This window comes from Actinoplanes sp. NPDC051851 (assembly GCF_040681165.1).
Classification (GTDB): domain Bacteria; phylum Actinomycetota; class Actinomycetes; order Mycobacteriales; family Micromonosporaceae; genus Actinoplanes.
On record NZ_JBFAYF010000008.1, the window covers coordinates 19,911 to 37,330 of the forward strand.

16 protein-coding genes are annotated in these 17,420 nt (G+C 70.9%); 7 read left to right on the forward strand and 9 right to left on the reverse strand.

The genetic code is table 11. The features are described 5' to 3' along the window. Nucleotides 1-5 precede the first annotated feature (5 nt). Nucleotides 6-299, reverse strand: a complete 294-nt coding sequence (locus tag AB0M08_RS10530) for a hypothetical protein (RefSeq protein ID WP_364491308.1) — start codon at nt 297-299, stop codon at nt 6-8. Between the two features lie 66 nt (nt 300-365). Further along, a complete protein-coding gene (locus AB0M08_RS10535; protein ID WP_364491310.1) occupies nt 366-1,211 on the reverse strand; it encodes a hypothetical protein in 846 nt (281 codons plus the stop codon). A 110-nt stretch (nt 1,212-1,321) separates the two neighbouring features. Here AB0M08_RS10535 and AB0M08_RS10540 point away from each other — a divergent pair, with 110 nt between their 5' ends. The 5 genes from AB0M08_RS10540 (at nt 1,322) to AB0M08_RS10560 (ending at nt 8,065) form a co-directional block, all read left to right on the forward strand. Further along, nucleotides 1,322-2,104, forward strand: coding sequence for an SAM-dependent methyltransferase (locus AB0M08_RS10540; protein WP_364491312.1), 783 nt, complete (start codon nt 1,322-1,324; stop codon nt 2,102-2,104). Nucleotides 2,105-2,183: 79 nt separating this feature from the next. Then, complete coding sequence (locus AB0M08_RS10545; protein WP_364491314.1) at nt 2,184-2,999, forward strand: hypothetical protein; 816 nt, start codon at nt 2,184-2,186, stop codon at nt 2,997-2,999. An 89-nt stretch (nt 3,000-3,088) separates the two neighbouring features. Continuing rightward, on the forward strand, nt 3,089-6,055 hold the full coding sequence (locus AB0M08_RS10550; RefSeq protein WP_364491316.1) for a BTAD domain-containing putative transcriptional regulator: 2,967 nt from the start codon (nt 3,089-3,091) through the stop codon (nt 6,053-6,055). Nucleotides 6,056-6,106: 51 nt separating this feature from the next. Next, complete coding sequence (locus tag AB0M08_RS10555) at nt 6,107-7,177, forward strand: hypothetical protein (RefSeq protein WP_364491318.1); 1,071 nt, start codon at nt 6,107-6,109, stop codon at nt 7,175-7,177. A gap of 102 nt (nt 7,178-7,279) precedes the next feature. Then, entirely contained in the window at nt 7,280-8,065 is a 786-nt protein-coding gene (locus AB0M08_RS10560) for a methyltransferase domain-containing protein (RefSeq protein WP_364491320.1), read from the forward strand. A gap of 16 nt (nt 8,066-8,081) precedes the next feature. On the opposite strand, the gene AB0M08_RS10565 is transcribed toward AB0M08_RS10560, so the two are convergent. Genes AB0M08_RS10565 through AB0M08_RS10575 form a run of 3 tightly spaced genes read right to left on the reverse strand, consistent with a single transcriptional unit; the run spans nt 8,082 to nt 11,392 of the window. Next, a complete protein-coding gene (locus AB0M08_RS10565) occupies nt 8,082-8,957 on the reverse strand; it encodes an oxidoreductase (RefSeq protein ID WP_364491322.1) in 876 nt (291 codons plus the stop codon). 50 nt (nt 8,958-9,007) lie between these two features. After that, a complete protein-coding gene (locus AB0M08_RS10570) occupies nt 9,008-9,973 on the reverse strand; it encodes a nitronate monooxygenase family protein (RefSeq protein WP_364491324.1) in 966 nt (321 codons plus the stop codon). Nucleotides 9,974-10,027: 54 nt separating this feature from the next. Beyond that, nucleotides 10,028-11,392 carry an MFS transporter gene (locus tag AB0M08_RS10575; protein ID WP_364491326.1) on the reverse strand — a complete coding sequence of 455 codons (1,365 nt, stop codon included), beginning with the start codon at nt 11,390-11,392 and terminating at the stop codon, nt 10,028-10,030. Nucleotides 11,393-11,467: 75 nt separating this feature from the next. On the opposite strand from AB0M08_RS10575, the gene AB0M08_RS10580 reads away from it, so the two are divergent. Together AB0M08_RS10580 and AB0M08_RS10585 are read left to right on the forward strand one after the other, a co-directional pair. Further along, nucleotides 11,468-12,106, forward strand: coding sequence for a TetR/AcrR family transcriptional regulator (locus tag AB0M08_RS10580; protein WP_364491328.1), 639 nt, complete (start codon nt 11,468-11,470; stop codon nt 12,104-12,106). A gap of 45 nt (nt 12,107-12,151) precedes the next feature. Further along, nucleotides 12,152-13,783 (forward strand): CocE/NonD family hydrolase, encoded by a 1,632-nt coding sequence (locus AB0M08_RS10585; RefSeq protein WP_364491330.1) that lies wholly within the window; start codon nt 12,152-12,154, stop codon nt 13,781-13,783. A 50-nt stretch (nt 13,784-13,833) separates the two neighbouring features. Here the strand turns inward: AB0M08_RS10585 and AB0M08_RS10590 are convergent, their stop codons facing one another. Genes AB0M08_RS10590 through AB0M08_RS10605 form a run of 4 tightly spaced genes read right to left on the reverse strand, consistent with a single transcriptional unit; the run spans nt 13,834 to nt 17,411 of the window. Further along, nucleotides 13,834-15,489: a hypothetical protein gene (locus tag AB0M08_RS10590; protein WP_364491332.1), complete on the reverse strand. Its 1,656-nt coding sequence runs from the start codon at nt 15,487-15,489 to the stop codon at nt 13,834-13,836. Next, nucleotides 15,486-16,430 carry a hypothetical protein gene (locus AB0M08_RS10595; RefSeq protein WP_364491334.1) on the reverse strand — a complete coding sequence of 315 codons (945 nt, stop codon included), beginning with the start codon at nt 16,428-16,430 and terminating at the stop codon, nt 15,486-15,488. Before AB0M08_RS10595 ends, AB0M08_RS10590 begins: the two co-directional genes overlap by 4 nt. A 1-nt stretch (nt 16,431) precedes the next feature. Then, the gene (locus AB0M08_RS10600) at nt 16,432-17,139 is read right to left on the reverse strand and encodes an alpha/beta hydrolase (protein ID WP_364491336.1); all 708 of its coding nucleotides are present in this window, start codon (nt 17,137-17,139) and stop codon (nt 16,432-16,434) included. Further along, nucleotides 17,136-17,411, reverse strand: coding sequence for an acyl carrier protein (locus AB0M08_RS10605; protein ID WP_364491338.1), 276 nt, complete (start codon nt 17,409-17,411; stop codon nt 17,136-17,138). Before AB0M08_RS10605 ends, AB0M08_RS10600 begins: the two co-directional genes overlap by 4 nt. Between the last annotated feature and the right edge of the window lie 9 nt (nt 17,412-17,420).

A 17,420-nucleotide genomic window follows, 5' to 3' on the forward strand; every position in this document is an offset into this window, starting at 1 on the left:
CCGGCTCACCCGCCCAATGCGTCGAGGTATACCTGCGATCTGTCCGCGTTCGACTCCTCGGTGTCGAGGTAATTGACCGCCATGACCCGGGTTCCCTCACCGACCTCGTCGATCTCGATGGTGTTCTCCGAGTAGCACTCCATGGCCAGCTCGCAGATCACCCCGTACACCTCGCCGATCAGCGATCCAAGGTCATCGGTACCCCACGGCTCGCCGTAGCCGGAGAGTTGAGCTTGGAATGCGGCCAGCTGACTCCTGATCTGCTGGGCTGAGGACATCATCCGGTCCCCTGAGCTCATCAGGGAGTCCGGGTCGACTCGGAAACCGTCTGAGGTCACGCCAATGGCCTCCCCGTTGGTGTCGGATCAGGGCTCGCGGATCCCGGTCATGATTCGGGTCAGCGCCTGAGTGTCCGCGTGCATTCGTGCCACGCTGGTGTCCTGTAACGCGGTGATGCGTCGGCGTAGGTCGTCCGTATCGGCACCCGGAACCCCTCCGACCTGCGTGGCAGCCTTTTCTCGGGCATCGAGTGCGGCGTTCACCGCGACGGTTACCGCCTCGGCGACATCCTGCGAAGGGCGTCGCAGCGCCGCTGGTTGTAGATCGAGGGCCACTGTGTGACCGTCCGGCCCAACCTCGGCCGCGACGATGCCTTCCGGGTCACCACCTCGGCCGGACCATTCGGCGGCCTGCTCCTCGCCGTCGGCCGCTGCATGCCGTTCCTGGGCAGAGCGTGCCATCGCCGATGTATCGTCCAGCAGTCGCCGGAGATCGGACAAATCCGGATTCCCCCGCATCCCGGTACGGTCTCCGATCTTCGTGATCGCCTCGGCCAGCCCAGAACTGATCATCGACATTGCCTTCGCGGCCTCCGCTTGCATCGCCCCCAACTGCCGGGTGAGCGCCTGCAGGTCGGGCGTAGCTGCACCCGGTGCTGCCGGAGCGGCTGCCGGGCACGCCCGCAGTGCGGCCGACGCTGCTTCGGCCAGCGCCACACCCAGTTCGGCGGCATTCAATCTCATCAGCCGGGGATCGAACTCGACCGAGGTGAGTCGACCGGCCTCAGCTGCGGCGCGCACCGCGTCGTCCCTGGCTGACCCGATGCCGGAGGGCGATTGCTCCTCGGGTTCGGGTTGCTCTGCGTGTGTTGTGCGGGACTCCGCCAGCTGGCTGCGTAGCCGGTAGAGCTGATCCGTGAAGTCCTGGTCCACAGCGGTCAGTGTAATCGCGTGACGCGATGACAACGGTCATGGCTTTCCGGCTGTGGCGTAGGCTCGGCGGCCCGATGCGTTGAAAGACATGAATGCAAGGGAGGGTTGTGGTGGAGAGGGATGTCGTCGCGGAGCTGGATACCGGGGTGCCGCACTCGGCGCGGGTCTGGAATCACTGGCTGGGTGGGACCGACAACTTCGCGGTGGACCGGGCGGTCGGGGACGACTTCGCGAACCTCTACCCGGACATCGTCGTGGTGGCGCGGCAGTCGCGGGCGTTTCTCAAGCGGGCCGTCACGCACCTGGTGACCGAGGGTGGGATCCGGCAGTTCCTGGACGTCGGCACCGGGATCCCGTCCGCGGAGCACACGCACGAGGTGGCGCAGGCCCTCGCCGCGGACGCGCGGATCGTGTACGTGGACGACGATCCGCTCGTTCTGGCGCACGCGCGGAGCCTGCTGGCCGGCACGCCGGAGGGGCGGGTCGACTACGTCGGCGCGAGCCTGTACGAACCCGCGGTGATCCTCGCGGCGGCCGGGGGGACGCTCGACCTGGAGCGGCCGGTCGGGCTGATCCTGATGAACATCCTCGGTCACGTGCCGGAGCTGGAGCGGGCGGTGGCGATCGTCCGGGAACTGCTCGCGGGGCTGCCCTCGGGGAGCTATCTGATCACCGCGGACGGCACGAACGTGATCGACGGGCCGGCCTTCGAGGAGGCGATCGGGGTGTGGAACGCGAACGCGCCGCTCGGCTACCACCTGCGCCACCCGGACGAGATCGCGCGTTTCCTCGACGGTCTGGAGGTCCTCGAACCGGGGCTGGTTCCGTGCGGACGGTGGCGTGCGGCGGACCGGGCGGTCGACGAGTACGGCGCGGTGGCCCGCAAGGCCTGAGCGCGTCAGCGCCGGGTCAGGGAGAGGTCAGCCCCTCGTGTCACGTTCGGTGGCACATCGACACGAAGGGATGGAACTCGTGATCAAAAAGGGGGTCCGGATCAGGTTCCTGCTCGTGGCCGTGCTGGGGATCGCGGCCACGGCGGCCGCGTTCCCGGCGCAGGCCGGCGCCGCGGCGCGAGCGGGACTGGTCCGGTATGCCGCGCAGGATCCGGCGGCGGCGCACGTCACGCTCCGGGGTACGAAGGTGGCGGGCGGCGGCTGCCGGTTCACCGCGACCGGCACCGGGTCGGCGGGCGAGACGACGGCGGTCCAGCAGGTGGAGACCGCGTTCGACGCGGCCACGTGCACGTCCTACCTGGACCGGACCGAGGTGGCCGCGGGTACCACGGCGACGGCGACGGTGACCAGGTCCGGAGGGTCGGGCCGGGGCGCGGCGGGTACCACGGCCGGGCCTGAGGAGGGCGTCAGCGCCCAGGTGGCGAGCTGTTACAACCCGTACCGGAGTACGGCCTACTACTACAGCAGCGACGCGTGCATCCACTCCTGGTTCCAGGACGCGTACGGCAATCACCTCAACGACGTCCGCAACGAGGTGCAGTGGAACCCGTACAACGGATGCGCGACCTACGGTTACTCGTACGCGAGCAACTACTGGTCCTACGCTTCCGGCTGGATCAACTACCTGAACGGCTGGACGCCGTCGTTCTCCTGCTCCGGCGTGACCAGCCAGAGCAGCGTGGGCTTCTACACCAACTCGTACTGCGGCTACTCCTACGACTACTACAGCCCGGGATATCTCACGGGATACGGCGACGGGTCGTACGCCTGGTCGGTGACCTGGTACAAGTCGTCCTCCTGCACGATGGCGTTCGGCCTGCTGAACGAGTCCTGACGGAAAACCGACGCATCGAGACCGGTCATTGAACCCGCGCTTCCGGACTACGCTGAGAGCCGTCCGGGAGCGCGGGGAGGCCGGGATTCTTGTCTGTTCTGGTACGCCTTCTCGGGCCCGTCGACGTACTCACCGACGACGGCCGGCCCCGGCAGCTCCGCGGCGTACGGCGGAAAGCGCTCTTGACGATTCTGGCTCTTCCGGCCGGACGGGTGGTGGCCAGCCGACGGCTGATCGAGCTGATGTGGCGGGACGCGCCGCCGCCGGCCGTGGGGAACGCGCTGCAGCGGCACGTCTCGCATCTGCGGACGATCGTGGGGCGGCGGGAGGCGATCGTCGCGCGCCCGCCCGGTTACCTGCTCGATCTCGGTCCGGAGCCGACCGATGTGGGGGTCGCCGAGCGCCTGGTCCGCGACGCCGCCCGGGCCACCCGCCCGGAGGACCGGCTGGACCGTCTCCGGTCCGCCGTCCGGCTCTGGTCCGGTCCCTCCCTGGCCGAGCTGCGTGACCTGCCGTGGTTCGACGACCAGGCGCGCCGGCTCGACGAGACGTTGTTGAGAGCCAGGACGGAGCTTCTTACGGTACGGCTGGAGCTCGGCCACGGTCCGCGGATGCTCACCGAGCTCGAGGCCCTGGCGGCGGAGCACCCGTGGCACGAGGAGATCGCCGGACTCCTGATGCGGGCGCTCTACGCCGCCGGGCGGCAGACCGAAGCGCTCGCCGTCTACCAGCGGCTTCGCAAGGCCCTGAACGAGGAGCTCGGCATCGACCCCGGCCCCGGCCTGCGGGACCTGGAAGCGGCCGTCCTCCGGCAGGACCCGGCGCTGACCGCGCCACCGCCCGCCGTGGTCTCCCCGGTCCCGCCCGCGGTGGTCCCGGCTCAACTGCCCCTCGCCGTCGCCGGGTTCACCGGGCGGGACGCGGACCTGGCCACCCTGGACCGGCTGGCCGCCGAGCCCGGCGCGGTGGTGATCGCCGGCACGCCCGGCGTCGGCAAGACCGCGCTGGCCGTGCAGTGGGCGCACCGGGTGGCGGCCCGCTTCCCGGACGGCCAGCTCTACGTGAACCTGCGCGGCTACGACCCGGAGCAGCCGGTCCCGGCGGCCGAGGCGCTCGCCGGCTTCCTGCGCGCGCTCGGCGTCGCCGGGCGGGACGTCCCGCTGGGCCTGGACGAGCGGGCGGCCCGGTACAGGACGGCGCTCTCCGGGCGGCGGGTGCTGATCGTGCTCGACAACGCGGGCGGTGCCGAGCAGATCCGCCCGCTGCTGCCCGGCGCGCCCGGCTGTGTCGCCGTGGTGACCAGCCGGGACTCCCTCGCCGGGCTGGTCGCGCTGGACGGCGCCCGCCGGCTCGACCTCGGCCTGCTGCCCGCCGCCGACGCGGTCGCGCTGCTGCGCCGGCTGATCGGCGCGCGGGTGACCGGCGAGCCGGTCGCGGCGGAGCGGCTCGCCGAGCTCTGCGCGCGCCTGCCGCTGGCCCTGCGGATCGCCGCCGAGCGGGCCGCCGCCGAGCCGGACGGCAGCCTGGCCACGCTGGTCAAGACGCTCGGCGACGAGCAGCGCCGCCTCGAACTGCTGGACGCGGAGGGCGAGATCCGGTCCGCCGTACGCTCGGTCTTCGCCTGGTCGTACCACCGGCTGCCACCCGACGCGGCCGGCGCGTTCCGGGCGGTCGGCCTGCACCCCGGCGGTGACTTCGACGCACCCGCGATCGCCGCGCTGACCGGCCACGACGTCGCGTACGCCACCCGGCTCTGCGCCCGCCTGGCCCGCGCCCACCTGATCCAGCCGCACGGCACCGGCCGGTACGTGATCCACGACCTGCTCCGCCTCTACGCCCTCGGGCTCTCCCCGGTGATCGAGCGCCCGGCCGCGCTCGCCGCGCTCTTCGACCACTACCTCGCCGGCGCGGCAGCCGCGATGGACACCCTGCACCCGGCCGAACGGGCCAAGCGCCCCCGGGTGGACCGGGCCGCGACCACGCCGCCGCTGGACACCCCGGACACCGCGCGCGCCTGGCTGGAGGCGGAGCTGGCCAACCTGGTGGACGTCTGCGCGTACGCCGCCGCGCACAGCTCGCCGGTGCACACCATCCGGCTGGCCCGGGTGCTCTTCCGCCACCTCGACATGGGTGGCCGCCACGCGGAGGCGATGTCCGTGCACAGCAGCGCGCGCCGGGCCGCCCGGGCGATCGGCGACCGGTCCGCCGAGGCCCGGGCGCTGAACAACCTGGCCGCGGTCTTCTGGTGGCGGGCCCGGTATCCGCAGGCGGCGGAGTACTACCGGGCGGCGGCCGAGCTCTTCCGCGCCGCGGGGGACGCCGGCGGGGAGTCCGACGTCCAGGCGAACCTCGGTCTCGTGGCGACCAGCATGGGTGACCTGACCGGGGCGGCCGGCCACTACGAGCGGGCCCTGGCGATCTGCCGCGCGACCGGCGACCTCCTCGGGGAGGGGGTGGCCCTCACCGGGCTGGGCACGGCGTACACGATGACCGGCGATCTGGAACGGGCGGCCGGGCACCTGCGCGCGGCCCTGGTCCTGCGGCGGGCGGCCGGCAAGAAGGACGGCGAGGCGGACACGCTGACCGGGCTGGCCCGGATCCACCTGCGCCGGGGTGACCTGGACCTGGCCGCCGAGCAGCTGGAGGCGGCCCTGGTCCTCTACCGCCGGCTCGGCTACCCGGGCCGGGAGGCCGGCACCCTCAACACCCTGGGCGTGGTGGCCCGGCGGGCCGGGGAACCGGTCCGGGCGCTGCGCTACCACGAGCAGAGCCTCACCCTGCACCGGAGCAGCGGCACCCGGCGTGGGGAGGCCGCCGCGCTCAACGGGATGGGCGGGACGCTGCTGGCGATGGGCGAGGCGGAGGCGGCCCGGCGCCGGCACGCGGACGCGCTGCGCCTGGCCACCGAGGCCGGCGACCGCTACGAGGAGGCGGTGGCGCACGACGGGCTCGCGGCCGCGTTCCGCTCCCGCGGCGACCACCACCTGGCGCGTACGCATGGAGAAGAGGCATCTCGCATCTTTGCCGCAATCGGTGCCGCAGGGTCGTCATATTGATTACCGTCGGTAGGATCGATCCATCTTGGACACGTGCCGCGGGGAGGACGTGTGGCTGGCGGGGCGTCGCCCGGGCGGCGGTGGAGCGGGTTCTCGGAGGCGTTCCGCCGGGGGCAGCGGGAGATCCTCGTCCTGCGCCTGGTGCGCGGTGTCCGCCGGGGCTCGCCGGGGACGTGGGCGCCCTGGGTCTTCTTCTCGGTCGCGCCGCTGGTCATGGCCGCGGCGCTGCCGGTGATCGTGCCGGCCTTGCCCTTCGGGTTGGCCTGTCCATGGCGGTCCATCGACTGGGGGCTGCTGAGCCTGCTGACAATGATCAACTTCGGTGTCTTCGCGGCGGCCTCCCTCGCCTGGAACTTCGGGCTCAAGCACGGCGAGTCCATCGACAACCTGCTGTCGACCTGTGCGGTCCGGGATCTGGCGATGCGGCCGGTGCACTGGGCGATGTCGGTTCCGGTGCAGTCGATCTTTCCGGCCGCCTTCGCGATGGTGCCGCTCGGCTACTTCGTCAAGGGACTGATGACCGGCCGGCAGGACGTGCCGTACTACGCCGACTGCCTCGCCGCGGCCTGGACCATGCTGATCGTCGGCAACGACGTGTGGTGGCTGGTGATCCCGCCGCTGATCATCGTGCGGATCCGTGATCGCGATGACCTCAACCTGCTCTGGCACGATCCGGCCCGTACGCCGGGCATCCGGACCTTCGCCGAGGGTTACGGGTATTCCTCCGCCATCTTGATCGCCGGTGCGCTCGTCATCGTGGTCCCCGAGGTGCCGTGGCACCCCCTGGTGAGTGAATTCGTCCGGTGGATCTATCCGACTCTACTGATTTTGAGTCTGTGGATCGGCGCCATGACGCAGACCCTGATCTACATGCTGAACAGGCGTAAGAAGCTGCGTGTGCTGCGATATCTCGAAGTCGATCAAGAATTGCTCCGTCCCCGGCCGGGCCTGCTGCGCCGGGCCGGGCGCAATACCCAGGAGCTCGCCGACTCGTTGACCGCTTACGCCGTGGTCGCGGCCGCTCCGAACCTCCCCTATGGATCGGCGGTGGTGGCGCAGTACGCGGCCGCCGTGGTGGGATCGGCGCTGGGCTTCTTCTTCCAGATCAACCCGCCCCGATAGCCGGGAGTACACTGTGCAGCGAACGGAGGAATCATGAGTGGTGGCGTTGATCCACATCATCTGGCCAGGGTCCGCCGGTATTACGATCACACCGAATCGCGCTTGGGATACACCTATCTTCTCGGCGGCACCAAGCATTTCGGCTGGTATGAGCCGGGCACCTCGATGTGGTCCTTCGGCACCGCCATGAAGCGCATGGAGGACGAGCTCGCCGCCCGTCTCGCCCTCCCCGCCGGCGCCCGTGTCCTGGACGCCGGCTGCGGCACCGGTGCCGTCGCGTGCGCCCTCGCCGCCCGCGCCGGGCTGACCGTCACCGGAATGGACATCCTGGACTGGAATCTGGAGACGGCCCGGAAGCGCGCGGCCACCGGCGGCGTTTCCGATCGCACCGATTTCCATCTCGGCGACTATCACACGCTCCCGTTCCCCGACGAGTCCTTCGACGGTGTCTACACCATGGAGACGCTGGTCCACGCGGCCGACCCGGCGACCGTGCTGAAGGAATTCAACCGGGTTCTCCGGCCCGGCGGCCGCCTGGTCCATTTCGAGTATTCACATCTGCCGCGGAATGCGATGGGCGAGCCCGCCTGGGCCGCGCTGGAAGAGGTCTGCCGACTGGCGGCGATGCCCGCGTGGATGGAATTCGAGGACGGCGTCCTCGACGATCTCGTCAGCGCATCGGGATTCGCCGGCGTCACTACCGAAGACGTCACCGAGCGGATGACACCGATGGTGCACGCCTTCTACGTGCTCGGCGTCCTTCCGTATTTCGTGGGCCGCATGATCGGCAAGGTGGAGAAGACGGTCAACGCGATGAGCGGCGTCGAGATGTACCGGCATCGTGCGGCGTGGAGCTACACGATCACCACCGCCACGAAGCCGGAGTGAGCACGAAGCCGGAGAGTCAGCCGGCGATCGCGTCGAGGTCGGCCACGGCGTCGTCCGGCAGCTCCAGCGACGCCGCGTCCAGGTTCTCGCGCAGGTGTGCCCGCCCGGACGTGCCCGGGATCAGCAGTACGTTCGGCGACCGCTGCAGCAGCCAGGCGAGCGCGACCGCCTGACGCGACCGCCCGAGACGCGCGGCGACCGTGTCCAGGACGCCGGACTGCAGGGGACTGAAACCGCCCAGCGGCCAGAACGGCACGTACGAGATGCCCGCCGCGTACAGCTCCGCGATGATCGCCTCGTCACCCCGGTGGGCGACGTTGTACCAGTTCTGCACCGTGACGATCGGCGCGATCGACCGGGCCTCGCGAATCTGCTCCGCGTCGACGACCGAGACGCCCAGGTGCCGGATCTTGCCCGCGCGGCGCATCTCGGCCAGCGCGCCGAACGGCTCGGCCAGGGACCCGGGCACCGGCGAGTGGCCGTCCGCGCCGCCGCCGACCCGCAGGTTCACCACGTCCAGGACATCGGTTCCCAGCGTACGCAGGTTGGACTCGACCTGGGCCCGCAGTTGCTCCGGGCTACGCGCGTGCGGCCACCCGCCCTCCTCGTCGCGGACCGAGCCCACCTTCGTGACGATGTGCAGGTCCTCGCCGTACGGGAGGAGTGCCTCTCTGATGATCTCGTTGGTGACGTGCGGTCCGTAGAAGTCCGCGGTGTCGATGTGGTTGACGCCGGCCTCGACCGCGGCGCGCAGCACGGCCACCGCCTCGCTCCGGTCCCGGGGCGGCCCGAAGACGCGCGGCCCGGCCAGCTGCATGGCGCCGTAGCCCATCCGGACCAGCGACGGCCCGCCCTCGATCGGGAACCTGCCACCCAGTGCTTTCTCGTTCATGGCTTTCACGTTCATGGTCCCATTGGATTACCCGGGTGGGCCCGGAGGAATCACCCCGCTGAGCCTAGGACTGCGGAGCCTGGGACCAGCAGGGCCTGGCTCGCGGCGGTGTACTCCGCGCGCAGCCGGGCGATCAGCTCGGCCGCCGGCTGGATCGCGCCGACCGCGCCGATGCCCTGGCCGGCGCCCCAGATGTCGCGCCACGCCTTGCTGTCGCCCGTACCGCCCGCACCGAAGTTCATCGCGGACGGGTCGGAGACCGGCAGGTCGTCCGGGTTCAGGCCGGCCGCCTCGATGCTGCCGCGCAGGTAGTTGCCGTGCACGCCGGTGAAGAGGTTGCTGTAGACGATGTCCTTGGCGCTGCTCGCCACCACCATCTCCTTGTAGGCGTCGGCGGCGGTCGCCTCGACGGTGGAGAGGAAGGCGCTGCCGACGTACGCGAGATCGGCGCCGGCCGCCCGTGCCGCGAGGATCGACCGGCCGTGCGCGATCGCCCCGGAGAGCACCAGCGGACCGTCGAACCAGGCGCGGATCTCCTGCAGCAGCGCGAACGGCGACTGGGTGCCGGCGTGCCCGCCCGCACCGGCGGCGACCGCGATGATGCCGTCGGCGCCCTTGTCGATCGCCTTGTGCGCGAACTCGTTGCTGATCACGTCGTGCAGCACGATCCCGCCGTACGAGTGCACCGCGTCGTTGATCTCCGGCCGGGCGCCGAGCGAGGTGATCACGATCGGCACCCGGTGCTCGACGATCACCGCCATGTCCTCGTCCAGGCGTTTGTTGGACCGGTGCACGATCTGGTTCACCGCGAAGGGCGCGTACCCCGCGGTCTCCGCCGTGATCCGGTCCAGCCACTCGCCGAGCAGGCTCGCCGGCCGCGCGTTCAGCGCCGGGAACGACCCGACGATCCCGGCCCGGCACTGCGCGATCACCAGGTCGGGCCCGGAGCAGAGGAACATCGGCGAGGCGATCACCGGAAGCGTGAGCGTCTCCTGCAGCAGCGCGGGAAGGGCCATGCCGCGATGCTAGGCCGAGGATCCCGCCCTATGCAACGAGTTGCATAAAGAGACTCAGTGGTCGCGGAGTCCCCGGAGCTCCCGGAGGACGGCCTCGTGCCGCTCGCGGGTCACCGGGTACCGCAGGCAGCAGATGACCGCGGGGATCAGCCAGAGTGCGGTGCCGACCGACATCAGCAGGCGGATCACCAGGCTCGCGGTCGCGCCCGGCGCGCCGTCGCCGTCGTAGCCCGCGGCCGAGAGCGCCAGGCTGGCCAGCCAGACCACGACCGCCGCGAGCCCGGTCTGGGCGAAGGCGGAGAGCCCGTTCAGCGCGCCCTCCCGGCGCTCACCGGTGCGCAGCTGCTCGACGTCGGTCAGGTCGGCGAGCATCGACCAGCCGACCACCGCGACCGCCATGCTCCCCGCCGAGCTGAGCAGGATCAGCGCCCAGAACAGCGTGTCGTCGCCGCGCTCCGGGATCAGCAGCAGCGCCTGCACGATCGCCCAGGTCGCGGTGAAGAGCACGAAGGTCCGGTTCTTGCCGTACCGGTGACAGCAGCGGTACACCACCGGCAGCCAGGCCAGGCCCGCGACGAACCAGCAGAGCATCTCCAGCGACGCGGTCTGTTCGGAGTAGCCCATGATGTGCACGCCGAAATAGACCGAGACCGTGCCGGTGACGCTGAGCGGCACCCAGCCGAAGGCCAGCATCCCGAGCATCAGCCGGACATCGCGGGTGCGCAGCATGCCCACGGTGTCCCGCCAGCCGGGGCTCGCCGGTTCGGCCACCGCGCCCTCGTGCCCGCGCGCGGTCCGCCAGGTGAGCAGCAGCCCGGCGACCGAGAGCAGCGCGCAGACCGCCGCCGCGGCCGACCAGCCCGCCTTCTCGCCGAGCCCGAGCAGGCCGGCGAGCGGGTCGTGCAGCACCAGCGGGGCGACCGCGCCGACCATGGCACCGAGCTGGGACGCGGCGGTCCGCACCGAGGAGAGCCGGGTCCGCTCCTCGTGGTCGCCGCTCAGCTCGGCGCCGAGCGCGCTGTACGGGATGTAGAAGACCGTGAAGCTGGTGTACCAGGCCAGCACCACGACGGTGTAGTAGACGGTCCGGGCGGCGCCGGTGAACCCGGGATCGGTGAAGAGCAGCCAGGACGAGAGCCCGTACGGCAGCGCCGCGGCGAGCAGGAACGGACGTCGGCGCCCGTGCGGCGAGCGGTGCCGGTCCGAGCGCAACCCGACGTACGGCTGCAGCACGGTGTTCCAGAGCGTGCCGATCAGCAACAGCGTGCCGCCGAACGCGGGATCCACGCCGACGACGTCGGTCAGGTAGTAGAGGAAGAGCGCGGAGAGCGCGGTCCACATCACCGCGTTCGCCCACTCGCCGCCGCCGTAGCCCCAGCGCACGCTCCGGGGAAGATCCGTCCTGGTCAGCTCCGCCATGTCACTCCTTCAGAGAAGGGTGGACGCTAACCTGGGCGCGACATCGGACCATGGGAAGAAATCGCGGGTGGGATCGTGGACGAGCAACCGGCTCCGCGGCGCGGCCGGGGGCGCCCGCGCGAGGTGATCCGCCGGGCCCCGGGCGATGGGAAACCGCTGGGCCACCGGCCGGGCGACGATCCGCCGACCACCCGGGCGATCCTGGATGCCGCGCACCGGGTGCTGCTGCGTGCCGGGACGAAGGGGCTGACCCTGGTCGCGGTGGCCCGCGAGGCGCACGTCGACGTCACCACGGTGTCGTACCACTTCGGCACCCGGCACGGGCTGATCGAGGCGCTGATGGACCGGCTCTACGCGACCCCGTCCGCCGACTTCGCCGAGGCCGCGGCCGCGATGACCGGCCCGCGCGAGCGCTGGCACGCGTACCTGGAACAGGTCCGGCGGATGTACGCGGACGGCGACGACACCGGGGCGTACTTCGAGATCGCCGTGCTCGCGCTCCGCGACCCGGCGCTGCGGGCCCGCCTGGCCCGGCTCAACACGGGTACCGTCCGGGTGTTCAGCGAGGCGATCGGCGGCGACCTGGACCGGGCGCGCGCCGAGCTGATCTTCGCGGCGGTGGACGGGATCGAGCTGCACCGGGCCATCGCCGGCGACGACTACCCGACCGAGGCGGTGCTGCGGCTGCTGGAGGAGGCGTTCCGGCCGGAGTGAATTCTTCCCATGGCCGGGAGCGGCTCGCCGGTTAGCGTCCCGGCCATGCCACTGCCCGTCGACCGCGCCGAGCCCGCGCCCGTCCCCGAGTCCGCCACGCAGCACCTGGTGGAGACCCGGGACGGCGTCCGTCTCGCCACAGACGTCTACCTGCCCGCGGACGCGCCGGGCCCGTTCCCCGTCGCGCTGACCCGGCTGCCGTACGACAAGAACGGCCGCTACACCTTCATGGAGCAGATCGCCGCCTATCTCACCGCGCGTGGCTACGCCGTGGTGGTCCAGGACGTCCGCGGCAAGTTCCGCTCCGAGGGCGAGACGCTGCCCTTCGTCCACGAGGCGGCCGACGGCTACGACACCATCGACTGGATCGTCCGGCAGGAGTGGTCCGACGGGCGGGTCGGCATGTTCGGCGACTCGTACTATGGCGCCACCCAGTGGGCGGCGGTCTCCTCGGGCCACCCCGCGCTGAAGGCGATCACGCCCCGGGTCACCGGCGCGGACGGCATCCGCCCGGACGCCTGGGTCCGCGACGGCGTGATGCCCTTCTTCGGGTTGGTCTACTACCTCGCGTACTGGACCGACCGGCACGCCTACCTCTTCGAGCCGGACGGGGCCCGGCGGCCGTTCGCGGCGCTCGCCGAGGAGGTCGCCGCGTCGATCGGCGTCCGGTCGCCGATGCTCGACCGGATCGTGCCGGAGACGCGGCCGGTCGCGGCGTACCCGTTCGGGCACCCGTTCGACGCCGCGCCGGTGCCGGTGCTGCACCAGGTCGCCTGGTTCGACAACTGCCTGCAGTTCGGCCTGGAGGACTGGACCGCGCTGGCGGACCGGCCCGGCTGGGCGCCGCTGCAGTACTTCCGGGCCGACTCCACCGACCACGAGAACTTCCACCTGGACGACGTGCCGGTGCCGCCCGAGCTGCACCACGGCGAGAACGACGCGGCGCTGGCCCGGATGCTGCCCCGCTACCTGGACGACGTGGTCGAGTTCTTCGACGTCTTCGTGAAGCAGACCCGGGACCGGAAAACCCTTCCCCGGGTACGGTGGCACCACGGGCACGACGGTCCGCGCACCGCGTCGTCCTGGCCGCCACCCGGTGTGCGTACCCGGGAATGGTTCTTGACGCCGGAGGCGCTGGTGACCGAAGCGCCCAGCGGAAGCGACGCGCTGACCTGGGCCCACGACCCGGCCGACCTGGTGCCCAGCCTGATCCCGGACTCCTTCTCCGCGGTGCTCTACGACGCCGACGAGAGCGAGGTGCACGACCGCCCCGACGTGCTCACCGTCACCACGGCCCCGTTCGCGGCGCCGTTCGACCTGGCCGGGCCGGTCACCGCCACGCTGACCGTGGGGACGGACGGGCCGAGCGCGCACGTCTACCTGAAGCTCTGCGACGTGGCGCCGGACGGCCGGGCTCGCATGCTGCTCCGGAACCAGAAGCGGATCGCCGGTGGCGAGCCCGCGCCGGTCACCTTCGACCTGACCCAGATCGGCTACCGGGTCCGTCCCGGGCACCGGCTCCGCCTGCACGTCGCGTCGAGCGACTTCCCGCTCTTCCTGCCGCACCCGGGCACCGGCGAGAACCCCTGGCTGGCGGAGAGGACCGCGGTCACCACGCAGACCCTGCTGACCGGAGGCGATCAGCCGTCGGCGCTCACGGTCACCGTGCTCGACTGACGACGGGACGGGGTCTCCGGGGCGCGAACCCCGGAGACCCCGTCACCGGATCACGGGCAGATGGTCAGGTGCTGGAGCTCCCAGCCACCCTCGGGGATGTCGTCGGTCAGGTCGGTACGCAGGTTCATCGGGTTGGCCATGCCCAGGTAGATGCCGCCCTTACCGTCCGGGATCATGTTGCGGACCCCGTAGTTCAGGTAGTTGCCCAGGCCGGTGGTGCTGACCGCGGTGGCCGCGGCGTCCGAGGACGGGAAGACCCACAGCTCGCCGCCGAAGCCCGCCGGGTCGGGGCCGTTGCCGCTGCCCTCCGGGATCAGGCTGTCCGCGAGGTAGCTCCAGTCCATCGTGCCGACGAAGAGCTTGCCGCCGACGACCAGCATCCGCCACGTGTAGTTGTTGAACGCGTTGCCGAAGCCGGAGGAGCCGTAGAGCGGGGTGAAGTTGGTGGTCTTCGACGACCAGGTGCCGGTCGACGCCGAGTAGGCCGGCAGGTTGGCGTTGCCGTACAGCAGCTGGATCTCCTGGTCGGCGGTGCCCAGGTTGCGGCCGCGCCAGATCGAGATGGCCCGCTGCGTGTACTTGACCTGCAGCTTCTTGGCCTCCTCGGTGGTCTGCGGGTAGACCTTCTGGTGCACCTTGGTGGCCTTGGTCGGCACGTGCATGGTGCCCCAGTAGAGCCAGCCGTCGTAGGAGGCGACGCCGCCGAGGCCGTACGTGGCGGCGGTGACCCGGTCCGGCTCGTACTGGGCGGCGTTCCAGATCTGCGTCCAGCCGGCCGCGTCCGCGGTGGTCAGGGCCGGGTCGCTGTTGTCGGCGAGCGGCGGGCTGAGCCAGACGCCGGCCACCTTCGCGGTCTGGTTGCCGGAGCCCTCGGCCGGCCAGCTGGTCGCCGCGATCCGGCCGTCGTGCAGGGTCAGGTCGGCGGCCTGCACCGGCAGGTCACCCACCGAGACGAAGTCGAACGGCGAGGTCTTGGAACCCTCCCAGCGGACCACCGCGCCACCGTCGGCGCCGTTGCGGCCGATACCGACGCCCAGGTAGAGCGCGTCGTCGGTCTGCAGGAAGGTACGGATGTTGCCGTACTCGTCGAAGGTGTGCGAGCCGAGGAACTTCTTCGTCTTCGCGTCGAAGGCGAACATGTTCAGGCGCTCGTCGGTGGTCGGTCCACCGAGCAGCACCACGTTGTTGAAGTTGCCGGCGGCGCGCAGCCCGATGGTGTGCGCGAGGCGGTACTTGTCGTCCTCGGAGGCCGCGTTGATCTCCGTCGACTTCTTCACGTTCTTCTTGGTCTTGGCGTTGTAGAGCCAGACCTCCGGCGGGCGCATGTCGCCGACCGAGATGGGGATGTCCGGGTCGTTCTTGATGGTCTGGCTCTCGCCGTACTCACAGACGTAGTCGTCGGTGAGCTTCGGCTCGGAGATGTCCAGCGTGGCGCCCTCGGTGAGGCAGTGCACGTTGGCGCCGGTGCCGAACCAGACGTCGTCGCCGACCCGGGTCAGGCCCCAGACGTACGCCTGGTTGACCTTCGCCTGGCCCTCGGCGCACGGCGGGCCGACCGGGTAGACGACGCCGACGCCGTTGAAGCACTCGTCGGCCTTGGCCTTGGCGAGCAGGGTGATCTTGTATTCGGTGTCCGCGGCGTGGGCTGGTGCGGCGGACGAGGCCACCGCCAGCACCACGCCGGCGGCGATCGCCAGGATCTTCACTTAACGGGCTCCTTTTCGGATTTGGGCTTGCCGACCCGGTGCGCGACGGAGTCTGCCCAGCCGGCCGGATCATCGAAGAGCATAAATTCACCGATCTCGGTGAGGCGACCGACCGGGTCGAGCAGCAGGTCCTCGTAGGCGATGGTGTAGAGGTGCTGCGGCGTCGAGTCGGTCAGCGCCTGTTCGGCCTGCCCCGCCATGAACGCGCAGAGGTGGACGTACTTGCTCGCGTCCTCGCCCCGGGACCGCAGCCACTCGGCGGTGATCTCGTCCGGCATGTACGGCTTCATCTCCACCGGGATCACGTCCTCGGGCCGGACGCGGAACGGGTCGACGCCGTACTGCCGGAGCGCCTCCAGGCGCAGCTGGATCAGCTGGAACGAGGAGTGCCGGCTCATCGACTTCGCGGTGTCCGCCCAGTTCCGGGTCAGGTAGACGATCCGTGCGTCGGAGAAGTCGTCCAGGATGGACTTGGCGATCTGGCTGGAGCCGCCGGAGCGCTCCACCCAGCGCTTGCGGCCGAGCAGCTCGGCGACCAGGTCGAGGAAGGACCGGTGGTGCCCGGCCAGGCTCTGCGTGGGGAAGCCCGGCACCAGCTCGGCGAGCCGGTCGTAGAGGGTGTCCGGGTCGTCGGTCACCTTGGAGAGCGTGATGCCCAGGACGCGCGGCATGCCGGCACCGATCGCCGCCCACCGCCCGGTCGCCGGGTAGTTGCGCACCTCCTTGGGCTGCATCCCGATCCGGTACAGGGTCGCCATCTCCTCGCGGGGGCTGGCGAGCACGTCCCAGTACTCCTGGCCGGTCATCTCCTCCCGGTACGACTTCCACGGGACGGACATGAAGAACTCCTGAGCCGAGAGGCTGTCCGGCTCCTCCTTGATCAGGTCCGAGAGCAGCGTCGAGCCGCACCGGCCGCTGCTGATGATGATCGAACGTTCCATCTCAGTCTCCTGTCGGGAATTCCGTGCGCAGCCAGTCGGTGACCGTGGCGCGTACCTCGTCCGGCTTGTCCACCAGCAGCGAGTGGCGCTGGCCGGGGTAGACCTCGGTACGCACCCGGGACAGCAGCCCCAGACCGGCCTTGGCCAGGCCGTGTACCGGTGAGCGGCCGCCGTACAGGCAGAGCACGGGGCAGCGGATGGCGGCGAGCGAGGCCGGCTCGGGCAGCACGCTCGTCGGCAGCTCGTCGCGGAGCCGGGTGGTGGCGGCGAGGGCGGGCTGGCGGACCCGCAGCCGCCGCTGCATCCCGTCGAACCAGTCCTGGGTGGGCGGGCTCGACTCGACGGCGACGATCCCGGCGACCCGTTCCGGATGACGGGCCGCGTAGCCGAACGCCACCGTCCCGCCGAACGAGTTGCCGAAGAGCAGCACCGGCTCGGACTCGGTGTCGAGCAGCGCGTCCAGGTCGTCGACGAAATCGGCCAGGGCGTACCCGGATGCCGGGTGCTCGCTGCGGCCGTGCCCCCGCAGGTCCTGCAGCACCACCCGGAACCCCTGCTCGACCAGGGGGTAGGCGAGCGTGAAGTACCAGCTGGCCATGGTGTCGGCGGCCAGCCCGTGCAGGAGCACCGCGGTGCGCGGCGCGAGCACGCCGGCCGGGTTCAGCTCCTGCACGTGCAGGCGGATGCCGTTGGCCTGGACGAAGGTCATTTCAGCTCCTCGACGATGTGGTCGACCAGCTGGCCGACCCGGAGCTCGCCGACGGAGTCGACGTCGAGGGTGGCGACGAATCGGGCGAAGTTGACGTCGGTGTACCGGGCCTGCAGCCGGCCGGCGAGCGCGACCACGTCGATGCTCTCCATGCCGAGGTCCTCCCGGAACGTGCTCTCCGGGGTGATCGGGGCCTCCGTGCCGAACTCGCCGAGCACGGCTTGCAGCATCGTGGTGATTTCGGCGGTGACCGTGTCGGTGTCGACGGGCATATCGATACT

Coding starts and splice junctions, on each gene's coding strand:
- AB0M08_RS10605 (WP_364491338.1), bottom strand. CDS start 17,411: ATGCCCGTCGACACCGACACGGTCACCGCCGAAATCACCACGATGCTG.
- AB0M08_RS10570 (WP_364491324.1), bottom strand. CDS start 9,973: ATGGCCCTTCCCGCGCTGCTGCAGGAGACGCTCACGCTTCCGGTGATC.
- AB0M08_RS10530 (WP_364491308.1), bottom strand. CDS start 299: ATGAGCTCAGGGGACCGGATGATGTCCTCAGCCCAGCAGATCAGGAGT.
- AB0M08_RS10585 (WP_364491330.1), top strand. CDS start 12,152: ATGCCACTGCCCGTCGACCGCGCCGAGCCCGCGCCCGTCCCCGAGTCC.
- AB0M08_RS10575 (WP_364491326.1), bottom strand. CDS start 11,392: ATGGCGGAGCTGACCAGGACGGATCTTCCCCGGAGCGTGCGCTGGGGC.
- AB0M08_RS10600 (WP_364491336.1), bottom strand. CDS start 17,139: ATGACCTTCGTCCAGGCCAACGGCATCCGCCTGCACGTGCAGGAGCTG.
- AB0M08_RS10595 (WP_364491334.1), bottom strand. CDS start 16,430: ATGGAACGTTCGATCATCATCAGCAGCGGCCGGTGCGGCTCGACGCTG.
- AB0M08_RS10565 (WP_364491322.1), bottom strand. CDS start 8,957: ATGAACGAGAAAGCACTGGGTGGCAGGTTCCCGATCGAGGGCGGGCCG.